Below are 19,772 nucleotides of genomic sequence, written 5' to 3'. Positions count from 1 at the left end.
CATTATGAATTTAGATAACAACGGCTGGATGAGCGACACCGTTCATTTGTACAGCCCCAATCAAGACGATCGTTCCGATAAAGCTGTTCGCTTGCTGGTAGTGCACGGTATTTCGCTACCTCCGGGAATGTTTGATGGTGATGCTATTGAACATTTGTTCAGAAACACTTTGGACTGTGACTCTCATCCGTTTTACAATACCTTACGAAATTTGCGAGTCTCAGCACATTTTTTGTTGCGGCGAGACGGACAATTAACACAATTTGTATCTTGCAACCGCCGCGCTTGGCATGCTGGTGAATCGTGTTGGCGCGGGAAAACAAAAGTTAATGATTTTTCCATCGGCGTAGAATTGGAAGGCACTGATGACATTCCTTACGAAACCGTGCAATATACAAAGTTGACCACACTCATTCAGTCTCTTGCCGCCTGCTACACACCATTAGCGGTAGCCGGGCACGAACATATTGCTCCCAAACGAAAAACCGATCCCGGTCCAGCATTTGATTGGGAAAAATTATTCAAACTAATAGGAACCCATTGTGACGGACGCCCTTGAATACAACCCGCCGAAACCTATAGGCAGCTTAATTTTGCTGCACGGATTAGGCTCCAACGGTGCCGATTTGCATCCTCTAGCACAGCAACTGGCGGGTGGACGCTTGCGCGTAATATCTCCAACCGCTCCAACACGGGCGATAACCGTCAACGGCGGCTGGCAAATGCCGGCTTGGTACGACATTGTCGGTGCCGACTTAGCGTCGCGACAAGATGCCGTCGGAGCACGTGAAGCAACCGCCTTTATAGAAAATCTACTAGCCGTAGAAAAAAGCCGTGGCGTAGAGTCGCACCGCCTATTTCTTGCCGGTTTTTCGCAAGGTGCCGCCATATCGCTGTATGCAGGGTTACGTCATACCGAATCACTAGGTGGCGTAGCGGCACTATCCGGCTATCTACTGTTGGAAAAAACACTGGAAAAAGATGCAGCAGCGGCCAATCGAAAATTACCGATTTTTCAAGCACACGGAACGCTTGATCCAGTGGTGTTGCCGAAGTGGGCGACGCAGTGCCGAGACTGGCTGATAGCTGGCGGCTGGCCGATAACTTATAAAGAATACCCTATCGCACACGCCATTTCGTCTGAAGAATTGCAAGATTTAAACGAGTGGCTTAATATTCGCCTACTTGATTGAGGAAAAACTTATGAATATTGGCAACGCCGTTGATGATTTTACTTTAGCTAGCACTGGCGGAGACTTTCAATTATCTGCCCTGCGTGGCGGGAGTGTCGTGCTATTTTTTTACCCACGCGATGACACCCCGGGATGTACGATTGAAGGCAACGAATTTTCAACGCTATTACCAAAATTTGCTGCAGCTAACGCCACAGTGTTGGGTATCTCACGCGATACGTTAAAAAAGCACGAAAAATTTCGCGCTAAATACGCCTACAGCCACCACCTGTTAGCCGACCCTGATGAAACGATATGCAATCAATTTGACGTAATGAAAAATAAAACAATGTACGGCAAACCCGTTCGAGGCATCGTGCGCAGTACTTTCGTGATCGACAAAGAAGGTCGGTTAGCGCATGAATGGCGCAATATCAAATCTATTGAAAATCACGCTGCTACAGTATTGACGGCAGTGCTGGAAATGCGTTGATTTTGACGTCTTTCTTGTTTGATCAAAAATAACTTTCGCGTTTTTTTACGCCGATATCAAACACTAATGGCTAGTGGGAAAAACCACTTTTCACTTTTTCTAGACAGTAATAATTTCTTTGTTTTTATTTATCGCATTCACCGCAATCAAATTTAAACCTCCGTTAAATGTAAGTTTACAACAGCCTTATTGAGCATTCATTCTCGGCGCGGCGGATGAGTGGCTTGCTTGCGAATTAATTTTTTCCAAAACAAAATACCGTAGCCGGAAGCAAAATAACCACCTAGCAAAACAGACAATACTTCCATTAAATTATCGGCAATCTGGTACACGCCGGCGGCGGCGAGAAAGAAAAATACCACATAACGAAAAGGAATACGTTTTTTTATATTGACATCTTTAAAACTGTAAAACAACACACCGCTTACCATTGTTCCGGCAAGCAATATTGCCAACACCGCTGTCCCCACACTTACGATGTAATCAACCCCGTAGACAGCATCAATGGTAGCCACGACCGACACCGACAATATCGCTGCCGCCGGCGACGGAAAGCCAATAAAAAACCGTTTGTCGCCGCCACTTTGAACGTTAAATCGTGCCAATCGCAAAGCCGTCGCTGCGCAATAGCAAAACGCCGCACCCAAACCAATTTTCCCCAACGCCATCAAAGACCATTGATACATAATCAACGCTGGCGCCACACCAAAAGAAATAACGTCTGCTAGCGAATCATATTCTGCACCAAAGGAGCTTTGAGTTCCGGTCCAACGCGCCACACGTCCGTCACAAGCGTCTAGTACTGCCGCCACCACCACGGCCAGTGCTGCCGCCTGCCAGTTTCCCTGCACAGCTTGTAAAATAGCAAAAAAGCCGGCAAATAGCGCCGCCGTCGTAAACGCATTGGGCAACAAATATACTGCATGCCGCGGTCGACGAATAGCGCTCACGCCACTGTTGCCATGCAGGTAATGCCTGCTTTCACACTATCACCCAACGCCACCAACGGCACGCAATGCGGCGGCAAATATAAATCTGCACGGGAACCAAAACGGATAAAACCGTAACGTTGTCCCGCTTTAACGGTATCGCCGGTCTTCAAATAACACAGCACGCGACGCGCTAACAAGCCCGCTACCTGCACACAAACAACGCGTCCATGAGGGCTGTTAATTTCAATCAGATGTCGCTCATTATTGTGAGACGCTTTATCTAATGCGGCGTTAAAAAAACTGCCCGCAAAGCGTTCGGATTGCAAAATAATACCTGCTACCGGACTACGGTTGGAATGTACATTAAACACACTCATAAATACGCTAATTTTGACCGCCGGCGAACCGTCAATAGGAGATTTTTCCTTGCCCACAAAAACAACGTGTCCGTCGGCAGGCGAAAGAATTGCATCATTGTCCGCGTTGATATGACGCGCAGGTTCTCGAAAAAATTGGATAATTACAATTGACGGCAGCCACAAAGGCCAAGACGCCCATCCCCATATCCAAAAACACGCAACAGCCAGCGCGACTACGCCGCTAACAATCCATCTACCCTCTGGTGCAATCGTCATGCCACGTTCCGACGGCACTTCACAAACCGCTGGAATAAAAATACAGTTAATGCCGCTTTCGCGGCAAACAGCGAATTAATTTTTATCTCGGTCAACAAGACGGTTTTGGCTAATCCACGGCATCATCGCGCGCAAGCGCTCGCCCACTTGCTCTACTGGTTGAGCAGCAGTGCGGCGGCGAGTGGCTTTGAGTGTCGGGCTGTTGGCGCGACATTCGGTAATAAACTCACGAGCAAAAGAACCGTTTTGAATTTCGGTCAAAATCTTTTTCATTTCCGCTTTGGCTTGCTCATTGACAATGCGTGGGCCACGGCTAATCGCACCGTATTCCGCCGTGTTAGAAATGGAATATTGCATGTTGGCAATGCCCCCCTCGTATAACAAATCAACAATTAACTTAAGTTCGTGCAAACATTCAAAATATGCCATTTCCGGAGCATAGCCAGCCTCGTTCAACGTTTCAAAGCCAGCCTCTAGTAGCGACACCATACCGCCGCACAAAACGACTTGCTCACCAAACAAATCCGTTTCAGTTTCATCGCGAAAGGTAGTCTCAATCACGCCTGCTCGTGTACCACCGATAGCGGCAGCGTAAGCAAGTGCGATGTCGCGCCCGTTACCGCTTTTATCCTGTGCCATAGCGATAAGACAGGGCACACCACCGCCACCAACGTAAGTGGAGCGCACTAAGTGCCCGGGACCTTTCGGTGCTATCATAATAACGTCTAAATCTTCACGCGGCTCTATCTGGTTATAGTGAATGTTGAAGCCGTGCGCAAAAGCCAGCGCGGCACCTTCTTTGATAACGCCGTGTATGTGCTCACGATACATATCTCCCTGCAGTTCATCAGGCATGAGAAGCATTACTACATCGGCAGCAGCGGCGGCAGCTGAAATTTCCGCTACTTCCAATCCCGCAGCTTTTGCTTTTTTCCATGATGCACCATCTTTACGCAAGCCGACAACAACAGAAATACCGCTTTCTTTCAAATTGTTAGCGTGTGCGTGCCCCTGCGAACCGTAGCCGATAACGGCAACTTTCTTCTGTGCCAACAGTTCTAAATTGGCGTCTTTTTGGTAATATATATTCATGCAATTTACCTTTCTAAAAAAAGATATTAAAGCCGCAATAATATCATTAACCGACTTAGATGAACGGTAAGGAATTACGTTCATGACTGAAATAACAGCTCGGCACCAAGCAAAAATAGGCGCTCGCCAAAAGCCTACCATTCCTTATGATTACGATTCCGCTCTCAACATGCACTTGCTGGGGCCGGGAGAGCCCGCCTTATCGGAATGGCAAGCGCTGGGTCTACCGCTACCAAATATGGATACCGTACGTGCCTATCGCCTACAGCGGGTGCAGCAAATGCTGCGGGAGCGAAATTTGACGGCGATATTGCTATTTGATCCGCTCAACATTCGCTATGCCACCGATTCCACCAACATGCAATTGTGGACAATGCATGATGCCGCTCGTTATTGCTTTGTCGCCGCAGAAGGACCCGTCATTGTTTTTGATTATCATGAATGCGAACATCTTTCAACACATAATCCACTAATTGACGAGGTACGGCCGGCACGCTCTTGGTTTTATTTTTCTTCCGGTGCCGCCGTTGACCGCCATGCCCGTGAATGGGCGGCAGAAATTGCCGATTTGATGCGCGGCACCGGTGGCATGCGGTTAGCAGTTGACCGTATCAATCCGGAAGGGGCGTCACATTTAAGCCAATTTGACGTAAAAATCGTCAACGGTGAAGAGCTTATGGAAAACGCTCGCCTAATCAAGTGTCCCGATGAAATTGCTGCGATGCGTTGTGCTAACGCTGCCTGCGATTCCGCTATTAATGTCATGCGCGAACATGTCCAGCCGGGCGTCAGCGAAAACCGACTGTGGTCATATTTACACGCCGAAAATATCGCCCGTGGTGGAGAATGGATTGAAACACGCGTTTTATCAGCAGGACCACGTACCAATCCGTGGTTTCAAGAAAGTTCCTCTCGGCCCGTGCAAGCCAGAGAGATGTTAGCGTTTGACACCGATCTAATCGGTCCTTATGGAGTTTGCGTAGATATTTCCCGCACTTGGCTAGTTGGCGCAGACAACCCTTCGCCAGCGCAAAAAGATCTTTACGAACGTGCTTTGGAACAGGTACAAAACAACATTTCTCTACTGCGTCCCGGCATAAGCTGGGAAGAGTTGGTAAAACGCGCGCTAGTGTATCCGCATGAGACTTATCGCCATTATTCAGTGCTGTACCACGGGGTAGGGTTATGTGACGAATATCCTGCCGTACCTTATCCACACCAATGGGAAGATGAGGTTCTTGAAGACGGCGTGAAAGACGGCATGGTGATATGTGTAGAAAGCTACATTGGTCGGCGTGACGGTGGCGAAGGCGTTAAATATGAAGAGCAAGTCCTAATTACCCAAACCGGCGTGGAACGATTGTCAACTTACCCCGTAGACCTAGTCATTTGCTAACCATTAGCGCAATGCTGAAAAAAGCCATCTTTCTGTGAAAATAAGTCAGACCGCGATAGTCGTTACCAACAGTACGTTAAAATTAATAGCATGTCCCACACCTTAATCATACGCGATGCCATCACTGCCGACGCCGCTACTTGTGCTGCAATTTATGAACATTACGTGTTGCACACCACCAACACGTTTCAGGAAAAGCCTTTGCCCCCATCACATTTTTCTTATCTTATTGAAAAAGCTGATATTGTCTCGCCATTTTTAGCTGCTGCTGAAGGAGATGACGTTGTTGGTTATGCTTACGCCGATATCTGGCGCACTCGATGTGCCTTCCGTTATACGGTGGAAGTAAGTGCGTACGTGCAAGCCACACGACTAGGCGAAGGAATCGGCGGGAAGCTTTTGAGCGGCTTACTTCAAGCGTTGGCAGCAAGCGATGTTCGCTTAGCGGTAGCGGTCATTGCATTGCCTAACTCGGCCAGCGTGAGAATGCATGAAAAGTTTGATTTTGTCCACAGCGGCACACTGTCCGGTGCCGGCTGGAAGTTTGGTGCTCCACATGATGTGGGTTTTTGGTCCAAAAAATTGCACGACTAAAATGCCCGTTATCGGCACGAAAATTGAAACAGGTGCGGCACAGTTATGTGCAGGAAAGCTTGTCGCTTTTGCCACAGAAACGGTATACGGCTTGGGCGCAGATGCTCAAAATCCGGAAGCGGTGGAACGACTGTATGCGCTCAAAAAACGCCCCCGCAACCATCCGGTAATTATTCATTTAGCAGACTTTTCCGCAGCTTCGCTGTGGGCAGCAGAAATTCCACAAGTAGCAAAAAAATTAGCGGCCGCTTTTATGCCGGGTCCGCTCACGCTGCTACTACCCGCAGGTCCAGCGGCAGCACATACCACCGGTGGTGGTAAAACTGTCGCTTTACGTGTGCCAGCACATCCGCAAGCGCAACAATTACTCGCCGTTTTTGGTGGCGGCGTAGCAGCACCATCCGCCAACCGTTTTGGGCGGCTCAGTCCAACCACCGCTGCTCATGTACGAGAAGAGTTTTCCACTGTAGAAGATTTGTATATTTTAGACGGTGGCAGTTGTACGGTGGGAATCGAATCAACTATCGTCAGTTGCCTTAATGAACGTTTGTCTATCATGCGTCCCGGCATGTTGTCCGCTGATGACATTACTACTGCCGCGAACGGTGAATTATTGCCACCGTCTGGCTTTTTACGAGTTCCAGGAGGATTACCTTGCCACTACGCTCCAAACACACCTCTGTTGCTTGCCCCCGATGTGGCCTGGCAGCGCCCTCCCGCAAAAACAATTGCCGCATTGTCACGCCACCGTCCAGACGCCGTGCCCAAACCATTGTGGCGGCAGGCGACAGACAATATTGATGATTATGCACACCGGCTGTACGCACTATTACGCGAATTAGATGCCATGCAAGCTGACATTATCTGGGTGGAATCACCACCGCCACAATGGACAGCCGTAACCGATCGTCTCAAACGAGCGGCGATGCGGCAACCGAATTAAAAGCAATTCGGCATTGACTTTTATAATTTCCTTATAACAACCTCAATTGTCCCCCGATGGTGGACGAAACAGATCGCAGCACAATTCTTGGCGACGCGGCAAATTCAACCCATAGCGATGCCGCGCCGCAGTAGAGCGTGTAGCAATAAGATCTGCCAATACTCCACGCCCCTTGGCGGGGAAAAAATTCGGGATTGTAATCTCGCGCACCTGTGACATAACCCTTTGCACTCGGAGCGGTAGATGCTAATGAAGCCCATCTTCAAAGACATTTTTACTTCGTGTGGCCGCCGCAACACCACATAACCGGCATGCTGTGCGCCAGCAGTAGCGGCGGCAAAAAGCAATTATTCTATTTCGCTGTCGGTTACAGCCGGAATGATTGGCGCCATCAACACCGTCAGCGGTTGAACTCTTCTTTTTTCGTTCTCTACGATATTTTACTCTCTCTTTTATATTCTGTCATCTTGATGTGCAATGCTACAATTTAAATTATGGGAACCATAATCTTAGGCGTCTGCGGTAGCATTGCCTGCTACAAAGCGGCGGCATTAACTCGGCTCCTGACGGCACAAGGTGATGAAGTGCAAGTCATTATGACTCCAGCGGCAACACGTTTTGTCGGCACCGCCTCTTTTCGCGCATTAAGCGGGCGGGCCGTTGCCACAGATGAATGGAATGCACCACTATCCGCAGATGGTATGGACCATATCCATCTTTCTCGTTCGGCCACAGCACTACTGATAGCACCTGCTAGCGCTGATTTTTTAGCTAAAGCCGCCGCTGGTATTGCCGATAACAGTTTACTTTCAACTTTTTTAGCCGCAGACATTCCACGCCTAGTCGCGCCGGCAATGAATCAACAAATGTGGCGGGCCGCGGCTACTCAGCGCAATATCCAACAACTCCTAGCGGACGGCGTTACTGTCATCGGACCAAATAGCGGCGTACAAGCCTGTGGTGAAAACGGCGAAGGAAGAATGTCAGAACCCGAAAATATTATTCAACAATTGAAAAATCGATTAACTCGACCTCTGAACGGTCTGCGCTTTGTTATCAGCGCCGGAGCCACGGTGGAATACTTGGATGATATGAGAATTATCAGCAATATGAGCAGTGGGCGCATGGGTTTTTGCATTGCCGAAGCCGCCCACCAGGCAGGCGCGGAGGTCGTTATTCTTGCTGGACAAACTACCGCACCACCACCACCGTTACCTCTGCGACGCGCACTAAGCGGCAAAGAAATGCTCGCCGCTGCCATTGAGGAATGCCGTCGTGCGGACGTCTTCATCTCCGTAGCGGCGGTGGCGGACTTTCGTCCCTCTACGCCCAAACGAGGGAAAATTGCCCACAAAGAAGGCGTATTAATATTACAACTCAACCCGACAACCGACATCCTCAGCGCTATTACCGAACAATACCCACGATTATTTGCCGTCGGCTTCGCCGCCCAAAGCGGTAATGCCACCACCCGCGCCACAGCCGCCCGCAAAAAACGACAGCAAAAAAAATTATCCGTCATTGCCGCCAACGCACTCAGCGATGCAGGCAAAAATGACAGTGAACTACTGATTATTTCTTCCGCAGGGGAAATTTCGTTACCGCGCCAACCCAAGCCCCAAGCAGCTCAAGCATTAATCGCCCATATTGCCGAACAATTGGTTTCACATGAAACATCCCAGGAGAAAATCATCCCATGAGCAAAACCGTTTTTTGTATTAAATTAAAAAAAGAAGCTGAAGCAATGGTCGCGCCTCCCTATCCGGGCGAACTCGGACAACGCCTGCTTAGCAATGTTTCCGCCGAAGCATGGCGGCATTGGTTAGAGCACCAAAAAATGCTAGTCAATGAATACCGCCTTAACATGGCCGACCGCCGCGCCCGCGAATATCTTGCCGAGCAAACAGAAAGACACTTTTTTGGCGATGGTGCGGAAACCGCATCCGGCTACGTTCCTCCCGCCAAATGAACCTTACTTTACGTTGGCTAGAAAACGTTGCTTTTGAAGTTGCAAATACTAACGGCAACCAAATTATTTTTGATGGGCCTCCCGAACACGGCGGGAAAAATTGCGGGATGCGCCCGATGGAAGGAATGTTATCAGCCGCTGCGGCTTGTAGTGCTTTTGATGTGGTACACATTCTCAAAAAAATGCAGCAAGAGCCACTGTCACTTCAAATTAATATTGAAGCTGAACGAACAGACGCTGTTCCCAATGTATTTACCTGTATTTCCTTACATTTTGTCTTAGTCGGCGACCACTTAAAGCCGGCGTCAGTCGCTCGCGCGGTGCAGTTAAGTGTTGAAAAATATTGTTCCGCATTGGCCATGCTTAATAAAACTGCCGCCGTCAATCATACGTGGCGCATCTCAAAAACGCCTTAATAAAATTAATATCGCAACTTGTTAATAGGCCTCTTCTAATTCCTAATAAATTGTCAATTAACAAAAATCATAGCGAGCACAAAGCTCTCTGGAACGCTTTCAAATATAATAGCAGTCTGTATCAGGAGAAAGGAACCTTATGCCCACCGATATTGATATTGCCAGACAGGCAACTATGCGGCCCATTATTGAACTAGCCGCCGAACGCTTTGATCTACCCGCCACTGAAATGGAACCGTTTGGCCACTACAAGGCCAAGCTTTCTCTTGATTTGCTGAGGACTCACGCCGAAAAACCTGACGGTAAATTAATTCTTGTCACCGCCATCACCCCCACCCCTGCCGGTGAGGGAAAAACAACGACTTCCGTCGGTCTCACAGACGCGCTCAACCATATTGGAAAAAACGCTGCCGTCGCTCTACGAGAACCCTCGCTCGGCCCTGTTTTTGGAATGAAAGGCGGTGCCGCCGGTGGTGGTTATGCGCAAGTTGTCCCCATGGAAGATATTAACCTTCATTTCACCGGCGATTTTTCCGCTATTTCGCTGGCACATAATTTGCTTGCAGCAATTATCGACAACCACCTGCATCACGGCAACGCCAAACGCCTAGACAGTCGTCGCATACTCTGGCGGCGGGTAGTAGATATGAATGACCGAGCTCTGCGCCAATTAGTAGTTGGCTTGGGCGGCCCTGGTAATGGTTTTCCTCGCAGTGATGGTTTTGATATCGTGGTGGCGTCTGAAATTATGGCAATTTTGTGCCTTTCCGAGTCGTTAACCGACCTCAAACGACGCATTGCGCAAATCACGGTCGGTCTTGACACCGATAAAACACCGGTCACCGCTGACGAACTGGGTGTCGCCGGTGCCATGACCGCCTTGCTCAAAAATGCACTATCGCCTAATATGGTGCAGACGTTAGAAAATAATCCTGCTTTTGTACATGGTGGTCCTTTCGCTAATATTGCCCACGGATGTAATTCTGTTTTAGCTACCCGCATGGCACTCAAAATGGCTGATTATGTTGTCACCGAAGCAGGCTTTGGCGCAGACTTAGGCGCAGAAAAATTTGTGGACATTAAATGCCGCAAAAGCGGGCTAGCCGCTGATGCCGCTGTACTAGTTGCCACTCTGCGCGCCGTCAAATATCACGGCGGCATAACCCGTGATGACTTGAACAAGGAAAATACGCAGGCGGTTCGTGACGGCTTTGAAAATGTCCGCCGTCATTTGCGCAACATCCGTACCCATTACGGCTTACCGGTTGTTATCGCACTTAACCACTTCACCCACGACACGGATGACGAAATTGCGACGTTCCGCTCTCTCTGTGAGGAAGAAGGGGCAGATATGAGCATCTGCTACCATTGGGCAAATGGTGGCAAGGGCGCCGTTGAACTGGCAGAAAAAGTAGCCGCCTTAGCTAATAGCGACGTTAAAATGAATAATCTGTATGATGACTCTTTGCCTCTTAAGCAAAAAGCAGAAGCGGTTACACATAAAATTTATGGCGCTGACGCAGTGAGTTCTGACCCTAAAGTGTCGGCAGACTTGGAACAATGGCAAGAAACCCACGGACATTTTCCAATTTGTATCGCCAAAACACAGTATGCTTTTACTAACAATCCACTCAACCGCGGTATTCCCAAAGATGGTTACAGTTTTCATGTATCGGGCGCTCGTTTGAATACGGGTGCCGAATTTATTGTGCTACTCGGTGGCAATATTATGACTATGCCTGGACTACCAAAAACACCCGCTGCTTGCGCTATTGACGTGGATGATGACGGCAACATTAGCGGCCTCTTCTAATCCATCTCGGCTTAGCCGACAAAAAAGTGTCTTGCGCAAGCGAATATTGGCTACGCGTCACAAAATGGGTACTCCCTTACGAGAGAAAGCTTCTCGGCGTATTTGTTCGCAAATTGCCGCGTTACCTGCATTTCAACAAGCTACCGTTATCGCTGCTTTTGCGCCGATGGAAGAAGAGGTCAATATATGGCCATTGCTGACAGACTGCTGGAAAAATAACAAGCAGCTTTTTTTTCCTCGAGTAACCGGAAAACGACAATTGCAGTTTCATCAAGTACTCGCCCGACACGAATTACAAATCGGATTCAAGGGTATTGCTGAGCCTTATCCACATTCAGTTGTTATACAAAAATCGCAACTCTTTGATTTTGCTATTATCCCAGCTGTTGCGGTAGACGCCGCACATTACCGTCTCGGTTATGGTGGCGGTTTTTATGATACATTTATGTTTGGTCTCTCCTCAACATTCTCCTGCGCTCCCGTGTTTTCATGTCAGAAAGTGTCTTGTGTGCCTGCAGAGTCTCATGATAGACCAGTTTTTTTTGTTTTTTCAGAATAATATTTATGGAAAATTTTTGGTCATCTTGTGTTTCCCAGTTACGTCTCCAGTTTGGTGACACGGTTTTTGACGCTTTTATTTCTCCGACTCAGGCGAAAATGACGGACAATACCCACTTACTGTTGCAGGCACCAAACGAAGCTACTGTGCGCTGGTTATCTGAAAACATTAAGCCGTCAGTTCGAGAAATGGCACAACAACATTTTGGCAAAGACATCCAAATAGATTTTCAGACCGATATGGCTCAATCCATTTCAAAACCGGCATCAAAAACATCGCCTTCAGCGCGTACTAAAACGCAGGTAGACCGTACAACTAATCTGCGCGCCGATCTCACTTTTGACTCTTTTGTGCCTGGTCGGGCAAACGAAATTGCCTTAGTTGCCGGACGCGCTATCAGCAGTGGCACGGTAGACCACATGAGCCCGCTGTTACTTCTTTATGGCCGCACAGGACTTGGCAAAACTCATTTAGCACAGGCTATTGCCAACCACTATTTATCTTTGCATCCTACGCGTAAAGTGCGTTATGTAATGGCACGTGACTTTATGACCGATGTTATTAACGCTTGCCGTTTAAATCAGCATGCCCAGTTTAAACGTCGTTACGATGGTCTAGACTTACTAATTGTGGACGATATTCAATATATCGGCGGTAATATGGAACGCACTCAGGAAGAATTTTTCTTTCTTTTCAACAAATTACACGATGAAAATAAAATTATCATTATCACTAGCGACCGCGCTCCTTCACAAATTCGTGATTTACCGGAGCGTTTAACTTCTCGTCTGCGTTGTGGTTTACCCACACATTTAGCTCCCCCTGAGCTGGAATTACGTGAAGCTATTTTGCATAAAAAAGCGTTGGCCCGGGGTGTTAAATTGGACGAAAAAGTTACCCGTTTTGTTGCTGAACGAATAAAATCCAACGTACGTGAACTGGAAGGTGCGTTACATCGCATTTTAGCTGCCTGCACATTTTCTGGCAAGCCGCCTTCTTTAGAAATTTGCCACGAAGCACTAACCGATTTATTAGAATCCGCAAAAGAAACAGTTAACGTAGATATCATAAAAAAGAAAGTAGCTGATTTTTTCCGCTTACGTGTATCTGATTTATCTTCTCGTAGCCGTCACCGTTCAATAGCACAACCACGTCACTTTGCTATCTACCTCTGCCGACAACTAACTAACCTTAGTCTGCCAGAAATTGGCGCTCAGTTCGGCGATAGAGAACATACTACTGTATTACATTCCTGCCGTAAAATAGAAAAAGAACTTAAAGCCAATTCAAAAACCCAAGAAGAAATACAAATCTTAGAAATGCTCATTAAATCTTAATGCTTGATAACATGTATAAAACCCTTTCACAGTATAAACATAACTCTGTGCAATTTAATAACCAAAATTATTCTATCAATAATCACACACCTGTTATACACAGCTTTATACATAAGATAATAAAGCTCAACTCCTTTTATTTCAATGAAGGATAATAGTTTTTATGTTTTTATACAGGGTACATCATCATTAACATTTAATTAATATTAATATTTAATAAGAAGGAGAAGTCGTTGTGAAAATTACAACAAATCAAAGTTCGTTGTTACACTGTCTAGATAAAGTTAGTGGGGTTACCCAAGGAACTGTAATTAACCCGATTTTTGCTAACGTTTTATTACAGGCAGCCGGCTCATCCCTTAGCATGACCGCGATAGATCAAGAAATGCAAATTATGTCATCTTGTAATGTGGAGACAGATGCTGAGTTCGGCATAACCGTACCCGCTAAAAAACTCCAAGATATCATTAGAAAATTAGAAAAAGGGATGGAAGTTAGTTTGGTATTTGAAGAAGAAAAAAACGATGGTGGAGAAAAACAGCTTCTTATGCAACTGACTGCTGGGCGCGGTAAATATAAATTACAAACTTTATCAGCAGAAAATTTTCCGTTAATGGGAAAAAGTACAGATATTAAACCGTTGCTCAACGTGCAAGCAAAAACGTTATTAGAATCGCTTCGGCAAGTACATTATGCTTCTGCTCAACAATCCCACCGCACCAATCTTAATGGAGTGTTTTTAGAAAGCTCTATTGATGGTTTGCGGTTTGTAGCAACGGATGGGCATCGCTTAGCAATGAAAGTTCTGACGCCGGAAAAGATGGCAGATGATGCTCAACTGATATTACCAAGAAAAAGTGTTAACGAGCTTATTCGTAATTTGTCAGCAGAAGGAGAAAACGAAATAAAAATTGAAGCAGGCAATCGGGTAGTACGGTTTTGTGGTGACACATTTGAGTTGACGTCTAATATTATTATGGAGACTTTTCCTGACTATCGTTCGGTTATTCCTCGTAATAATGACAAAATAGCCTTAGTGGAACGGAGGTCTTTTTTAGCCAGCCTGCAACGAGTCTCTGTGTTGGCTGAGGAACGTGGCGCAACTGTTATCGTATCGCTTTCCCCCGAAGGGATGAAACTAGAGTGTGTAAATAAAGAGAATGAAAGCGCGGTAGAAGAGACTGACGCTAAATATGAAAATGATGCAATTAAATTATGTTTTAATATTAATTTTCTATTGGATATATTGTCCGCTGTGGAGGAAGATGTTTTTAAAATGCGTCTTTTAGAGGAATCAAGTAGTGTATTAATAGAACCAGCTGGTGACGGTGAGCCATCTTTTCAGTATGTTGTAATGCCAGTACGTATGTAATTTATTTGGATAACTAATGAGTAAAAAAAACGCAGCAGATTATGATTCTTCTCAAATAAAGGTTCTTAAGGGACTGGAGGCCGTCCGCAAGCGACCGGGGATGTATATCGGTGATACCAGTGACGGGACTGGTCTACACCATATGGTATTTGAAGTTCTGGACAATGCGGTAGATGAAGCATTAGCTGGTTATTGCGACAAAATAGAAGTAGTGGTGCACCCTGGTAATGCAGTGACGATAACTGACAATGGTCGTGGTATTCCAGTGGATATGCACCCAACGGAAAAACGTCCGACAGCAGAGGTAGTAATGACGGAATTACACGCTGGCGGAAAATTTGAAAATAATGCCTATAAAGTGTCTGGCGGTTTGCATGGAGTAGGGGTGTCGGTGGTTAACGCACTCTCAGAAAAATTATCTTTAACTATCTGGCGTGAAAATCGTATTCATCAAATATCATTTACGCGAGGAGCGCTTGCTACTCCATTTACGAAAGGCGGAGAGGTACGTAATAAACGTGGTACCGAAGTGAATTTTCTTCCCGATCAAGAAGTGTTTGGGGATATTACGCTACATTGGGAAATTTTAGCGCGACGCTTGCGTGAATTGGCTTTTCTTAATGCTAATTTAGAAATTGTGCTGACTGATGAGCGTAGCCAGCGTAGTGAAGTTTTTAAATTTGAAGGAGGTGTTCGTGCGTATGTGGATTTTATGAATCAAAATCGTACACCATTACACAAAAAAATGTTTTATTATTGTGGTCAACGGCAAAACGTAGATTTGGAAATTGCATTGCAATGGAATGACAGTTATCAGGAAAATGTTATTTGTTATACCAACAATATTCCGCAAAAAGATGGTGGTAGTCATCTTACCGGGTTACGTTCGGCAATGACGCGGACACTCAAAACGCACATAGATAACAGTGAGCTTGGCAAAAAAGCTAAAATTGACGTTAGCGGTGATGATATGCGAGAAGGACTGGCTTGCGTTTTATCTATAAAAATACCGGACCCAAAATTTTCATCTCAGACTAAAGAAAAATTAGTGTCGTCAGAAGTCCGACCCGTAGTGGAAGATATCATTGCCGATCATCTGATGATGTTTTTGCAAGAAAACCCAGCGGACGCTAAGGCGGTATGCGGTAAAATTTTACAGGCAGCACAGGCGCGAGAGGCGGCACGTAAGGCGCGGGAAATGACGAGGCGAAAAAATGCCTTCGAATCAGCAGGGCTGCCAGGCAAGTTGGCCGATTGTCAAGAACGTGATCCAGCGAAGAGTGAACTTTTTCTTGTTGAGGGAGATTCAGCAGGTGGTTCGGCTAAACAAGGGAGAGACCGAGGCATGCAGGCGGTGTTGCCGTTGCGGGGGAAAATATTAAATGTAGAAAAAGCTAATACGGGAAAGATTTTATCTTCACAAGAAATTATGGCGCTGTACACCGCTATTGGTGGTATCAATAGCGCTGGCGACGATGTGGAAGTGGATAAGGTGCGTTACCGCCGCATTATCATCATGACAGACGCGGATGTAGACGGTGCCCACATCAGCACATTGCTGTTGACATTCTTTTTTCGCCGCATGCGTGCTTTGGTGGAAGCGGGTTGTATATATTTAGCGCAGCCGCCGCTGTATAAAGCCAAGCACAAAAAAAGAGAGCGGTTTCTGCTGGATGAAGAAGAAATGAATGCTTATTTATCCAAATTAGCACTCGAGCAAGCATCATTGCGGCGGGATGACGGACAGACTCTATCGCCTTTGGAGTTCGCCACAAAAGCTAAATTGTGGTGGGATGCCAAGAATATTATTGCAGTGCATAGCCGCACTATAGACGAAGGAGTGTTAAGTGCGATATTGTGTTTAACAGAACCGTTGAGCTTAGAAGACAAAGAAAAAACGCATCGTTCTTGCGACATGCTCACAGCGTTGCTCGGTGAACAGGACGCAGAATCTGGGGCGGTGCTGCGGGTATCGTATGATGACACGCACGATTCGTGGCGTATTGAAGGTGAGCGGCGTGAACACGGCAATATTCGCATTTTCTATATTGACAAGCGTTTTTTGGAGCATCCCGACTACAACCGATTGCTGATTATTGCGAATACGTTGGCGCCGTTTATGAGCGCGCCCGGACATGTGGTGTTGGATGACAAAGAAGACATTATTGAACAGCGGGTAGAAAATTTCCCGGAAGCGGTCAACTGGCTGGTTAATCGCGCCAAAGCAGGGCTTTATATTCAGCGTTTTAAGGGATTGGGAGAAATGAATCCAGAACAATTGTGGGATACCACGATGAATCCGCAGACTCGGCGTTTGTTAAAAGTAAAAGTGAAAGATGCTGAGGAAGCTGACCGTATTTTTTCCATGTTAATGGGAGATTTAGTGGAGCCGAGAAAGAAATTTATCGGTGAACGGGCACGTTATGTTGCCAACTTAGATATCTAAAAAGGCGGAAATGAGCAAAACATTAATAATTGCCGAGAAACCGTCGGTGGCGGGTGATATTGCCCGTGCCCTAGGCGGCATGACACGACAAAAAGATTTTTATGAAAACGAAAGTTATGTAGTGAGTTCCGCTGTGGGACATTTGTTGGAATTGGTGGCACCAGAAAAGTTTGAAGTCAAGCGTGGTAAGTGGAGTTTGCCTAATTTGCCAGTACTGCCCGATTATTTTGATCTGGCGCCAATAAAGACAGGCGCCGCTCGGCTACAAGTGATAAAAAAATTGTATAAGCGCGCTGATGTTACCGAAATCGTCAATGCTTGCGATGCCGGACGTGAGGGAGAGCTTATTTTTTACAATTTAATGCGCCACCTCAACGGCAAGCATAACAAAAAGCCGGTGCGTCGACTATGGCTGAGTTCCATGACGCCGACGGCAATTCGTGCGGGTTTTGACAAATTGCAAGATGATGCCGATATGGTGCCGCTACAGCGAGCGGCAGTATGCCGTTCAGAAGCAGATTGGCTAGTGGGCATTAACTCCACGCGGGCAATGACGGCATTGCATTCGGTTGGCGGTGGTTTTATGCTTACTACGGTTGGGCGGGTGCAGACGCCGACGTTGGCAATTATTGTCGAGCGCGAGCAACAAAGAGTGGCTTTTGAGTCGCGCGATTATTGGGAGGTTAATGCGCAATTTAGTGTTGCCGCTGGGGAGTATGAGGGACGGTGGCTTAATGTCGGACCCCCTCAAGCTGGTAAAGACGATGAAAAACGGCTAGAGCGTATTTTTGATGGCGAACGAGCACAACAAATTGTCGCTGAGTGCGAAGGCGGTAGTGGAAAAATTGTTGAGAAGAAAAAGCCTTCTTCCGAATCTCCACCGGCACTATTTGATTTAACGTCGTTGCAGCGAGAGGCTAACGCTCGTTTTGGGTTATCGGCACGGGCAACACTGGGGGCGGCGCAAGCGCTGTATGAGCGCCATAAAATGATTACTTATCCGCGGACTGATTCCAAGGTGCTGCCGAGTGATTATCCGGCGGTCGTCAATAAAACCCTGCAATCGTTGAGTACCGAGGCAGAAACCGGGGTGTTTGCGCAAAAGATTTTAGATAAACAATGGGTTAACGGCGGAAACAAGCGAATTTTTAATGATGCTAAAGTATCTGATCATTTCGCTATTGTGCCGACCGGTGTGTTGCCCAAAGATTCTCTCAAAGATATAGAGCGCAAAGTATATCAGGCGATTTTGCGGCGATTTTTGTCGGTATTTTATCCACCGACGCGTTATGAAGTTACTGAGCGGCGCACTACGGTAGGCACTCATGTGTTTGAAACGAAAGGGCGAATTTTATTGGATTCTGGCTGGCGCGAAGCAGCTGGTCAATTGCCAAAAGACGCTATTATCACGGCGGTAACGGCCGAAGAGACGGCAACGGTGGTAGGTATTGAATCTGAGAAAAAGCGCACGGTGCCACCACCACGTTATAGTGAGGCGACACTGCTGTCGGCAATGGAAGGCGCGGGTAAATTTGTAGAAGATGAAGAATTGCGTGAGGCCATGCGCGAGCGTGGTATTGGCACGCCGGCTACGCGGGCAGCAATTATTGAGGGTCTAGTGCGTGAGCGGTATTTAATACGTGATGGACGTGAATTGGTTCCCACCCCGAAAGCTCAGTCGCTGTTGCGGTTGTTGCGGGCACTCAAGGTGGAAGATTTGACGTTACCAGCAATGACCGGCGATTGGGAGTATAAATTACGCCGCATGGAGCGTGCTGACTTTGATCATGAACAGTTTATGAAAGAGATACGAAAATTGACAACACGCATAGTTGACGCCGCCAAAGCTTGCGGCGAAGTGGAAAAATTAGCAGGAGATTATGCTACTCTGCAATCGCCATGTCCCTCTTGTGGCGGTACTGTGCGTGAAAGTCATCGACGATTTTCATGCCAGTCGTGTGAATTTTTTCTATGGAAAGCGGTGGCGGGACGCGAATTTTCTGTTGCCGAGGTTGAAGAGTTATTATCCAAGCGAGAAACCGTAGAGCTGGAAGGGTTTCGTAGCAAGATGGGACGCGAATTTTCTGCGCCCATGTTTTTGCGTAAAGATGATGATGGCAATTGGAAGGCCATTTTTGACTTTGACAATAATGGAGGCAAAGAGTTAACCGCTGCTGATTTGCAAGATAAAGAAACGGTGGGCGCTTGTCCTAAATGCACTGCTTCCGTGCGTGATGTGGGAGTTTATGTGTGCAAACGCAAGGTTGATGATGGTACTTGTGATTTTTCTTTTCCGCGGCGTATTTTGCAACGGGAATTGTTGCCAGCAGAAATGCAAAAATTGTTAGCTGACGGGCAGACTGATTTTTTGGATGGCTTTATTTCAAAAAAGAATCGTCGACCATTCAAAGCACGGCTAAAAATTAACAAAGAAGACAAAAGCGGTGCATTAACTTTTGATTTCCCGCCGCGAGCCGCTAAAAAAACAGCAGCCAAGAAATAATAACTGGAAATATTGCTTCTGATAAACGCAATACTTCGTAATTAATATTGTCGTTTTTTCTAGAAAATATAAATTTCTCACGTATTTTTGACGGTGTAAA

At 46.7% G+C, this 19,772-nt stretch carries 19 protein-coding genes; 15 read left to right on the top strand and 4 right to left on the bottom strand.

Translation table 11 applies throughout. The annotated features are described in order from the left end of the window. The first annotated feature begins 4 nt into the window (after positions 1-4). Genes ampD through NQX30_00775 form a run of 3 tightly spaced genes read left to right on the top strand, consistent with a single transcriptional unit; the run spans position 5 to position 1,665 of the window. Positions 5-559 (top strand): 1,6-anhydro-N-acetylmuramyl-L-alanine amidase AmpD, encoded by a 555-nt coding sequence (gene ampD / locus NQX30_00785; GenBank protein ID MDM5146924.1) that lies wholly within the window; start codon positions 5-7, stop codon positions 557-559. Then, positions 543-1,193, top strand: a complete 651-nt coding sequence (locus NQX30_00780; GenBank protein ID MDM5146923.1) for an alpha/beta fold hydrolase — start codon at positions 543-545, stop codon at positions 1,191-1,193. The genes ampD and NQX30_00780 overlap by 17 nt, the downstream gene beginning before the upstream one ends. Positions 1,194-1,203: 10 nt before the next feature. Next, the gene (locus NQX30_00775; protein MDM5146922.1) at positions 1,204-1,665 is read left to right on the top strand and encodes a peroxiredoxin; all 462 of its coding nucleotides are present in this window, start codon (positions 1,204-1,206) and stop codon (positions 1,663-1,665) included. Positions 1,666-1,862: 197 nt separating this feature from the next. Here the strand turns inward: NQX30_00775 and pssA are convergent, their stop codons facing one another. From pssA to ilvC, 3 genes are all read right to left on the bottom strand, one after another. Next, positions 1,863-2,615 (bottom strand): CDP-diacylglycerol--serine O-phosphatidyltransferase, encoded by a 753-nt coding sequence (gene pssA, locus NQX30_00770; protein ID MDM5146921.1) that lies wholly within the window; start codon positions 2,613-2,615, stop codon positions 1,863-1,865. After that, a complete protein-coding gene (locus tag NQX30_00765) occupies positions 2,612-3,232 on the bottom strand; it encodes a phosphatidylserine decarboxylase (protein ID MDM5146920.1) in 621 nt (206 codons plus the stop codon). Before NQX30_00765 ends, pssA begins: the two co-directional genes overlap by 4 nt. Positions 3,233-3,307: 75 nt before the next feature. After that, positions 3,308-4,324: a ketol-acid reductoisomerase gene (ilvC, locus tag NQX30_00760; GenBank protein MDM5146919.1), complete on the bottom strand. Its 1,017-nt coding sequence runs from the start codon at positions 4,322-4,324 to the stop codon at positions 3,308-3,310. 82 nt (positions 4,325-4,406) lie between these two features. Between ilvC and NQX30_00755 the strand changes: the two genes are divergently transcribed. The 3 genes from NQX30_00755 (at position 4,407) to NQX30_00745 (ending at position 7,257) form a co-directional block, all read left to right on the top strand. Further along, on the top strand, positions 4,407-5,720 hold the full coding sequence (locus NQX30_00755; protein MDM5146918.1) for a Xaa-Pro peptidase family protein: 1,314 nt from the start codon (positions 4,407-4,409) through the stop codon (positions 5,718-5,720). 90 nt (positions 5,721-5,810) lie between these two features. Then, positions 5,811-6,314 (top strand): GNAT family N-acetyltransferase, encoded by a 504-nt coding sequence (locus NQX30_00750; protein MDM5146917.1) that lies wholly within the window; start codon positions 5,811-5,813, stop codon positions 6,312-6,314. A gap of 1 nt (position 6,315) precedes the next feature. Next, on the top strand, positions 6,316-7,257 hold the full coding sequence (locus NQX30_00745; GenBank protein ID MDM5146916.1) for an L-threonylcarbamoyladenylate synthase: 942 nt from the start codon (positions 6,316-6,318) through the stop codon (positions 7,255-7,257). A gap of 42 nt (positions 7,258-7,299) precedes the next feature. On the opposite strand, the gene NQX30_00740 is transcribed toward NQX30_00745, so the two are convergent. After that, entirely contained in the window at positions 7,300-7,467 is a 168-nt protein-coding gene (locus NQX30_00740; protein ID MDM5146915.1) for a hypothetical protein, read from the bottom strand. 284 nt (positions 7,468-7,751) lie between these two features. Here NQX30_00740 and coaBC point away from each other — a divergent pair, with 284 nt between their 5' ends. The 9 genes from coaBC to NQX30_00695 all read left to right on the top strand — a co-directional run bounded on the left by coaBC (position 7,752) and on the right by NQX30_00695 (position 19,672). Further along, complete coding sequence (gene coaBC / locus NQX30_00735) at positions 7,752-8,957, top strand: bifunctional phosphopantothenoylcysteine decarboxylase/phosphopantothenate--cysteine ligase CoaBC (GenBank protein ID MDM5146914.1); 1,206 nt, start codon at positions 7,752-7,754, stop codon at positions 8,955-8,957. Next, a complete protein-coding gene (locus NQX30_00730) occupies positions 8,954-9,226 on the top strand; it encodes an oxidative damage protection protein (protein MDM5146913.1) in 273 nt (90 codons plus the stop codon). The genes coaBC and NQX30_00730 overlap by 4 nt, the downstream gene beginning before the upstream one ends. Then, positions 9,223-9,642, top strand: coding sequence for an OsmC family protein (locus tag NQX30_00725; GenBank protein ID MDM5146912.1), 420 nt, complete (start codon positions 9,223-9,225; stop codon positions 9,640-9,642). The genes NQX30_00730 and NQX30_00725 overlap by 4 nt, the downstream gene beginning before the upstream one ends. Before the next feature lie 139 nt (positions 9,643-9,781). Beyond that, positions 9,782-11,455: a formate--tetrahydrofolate ligase gene (locus tag NQX30_00720; GenBank protein MDM5146911.1), complete on the top strand. Its 1,674-nt coding sequence runs from the start codon at positions 9,782-9,784 to the stop codon at positions 11,453-11,455. Next, positions 11,424-12,014: a 5-formyltetrahydrofolate cyclo-ligase gene (locus NQX30_00715; protein ID MDM5146910.1), complete on the top strand. Its 591-nt coding sequence runs from the start codon at positions 11,424-11,426 to the stop codon at positions 12,012-12,014. The genes NQX30_00720 and NQX30_00715 overlap by 32 nt, the downstream gene beginning before the upstream one ends. A 5-nt stretch (positions 12,015-12,019) precedes the next feature. Then, positions 12,020-13,351, top strand: a complete 1,332-nt coding sequence (gene dnaA / locus NQX30_00710) for a chromosomal replication initiator protein DnaA (GenBank protein ID MDM5146909.1) — start codon at positions 12,020-12,022, stop codon at positions 13,349-13,351. A gap of 235 nt (positions 13,352-13,586) precedes the next feature. Continuing rightward, complete coding sequence (dnaN, locus tag NQX30_00705; protein ID MDM5146908.1) at positions 13,587-14,723, top strand: DNA polymerase III subunit beta; 1,137 nt, start codon at positions 13,587-13,589, stop codon at positions 14,721-14,723. A 16-nt stretch (positions 14,724-14,739) separates the two neighbouring features. Continuing rightward, the gene (gyrB, locus tag NQX30_00700) at positions 14,740-17,169 is read left to right on the top strand and encodes a DNA topoisomerase (ATP-hydrolyzing) subunit B (GenBank protein MDM5146907.1); all 2,430 of its coding nucleotides are present in this window, start codon (positions 14,740-14,742) and stop codon (positions 17,167-17,169) included. A 10-nt stretch (positions 17,170-17,179) separates the two neighbouring features. Then, positions 17,180-19,672: a DNA topoisomerase III gene (locus NQX30_00695; GenBank protein ID MDM5146906.1), complete on the top strand. Its 2,493-nt coding sequence runs from the start codon at positions 17,180-17,182 to the stop codon at positions 19,670-19,672. Positions 19,673-19,772 lie beyond the last annotated feature (100 nt).

The sequence above is a fragment of the Candidatus Persebacteraceae bacterium Df01 genome, assembly GCA_030386295.1.
Taxonomy (GTDB): Bacteria; Pseudomonadota; Gammaproteobacteria; order Tethybacterales; family Persebacteraceae; genus Doriopsillibacter; species Doriopsillibacter californiensis.
The sequence above is the reverse complement of the archived record's forward strand: the minus strand, read 5'-3'. Positions and strand labels throughout refer to the sequence as shown.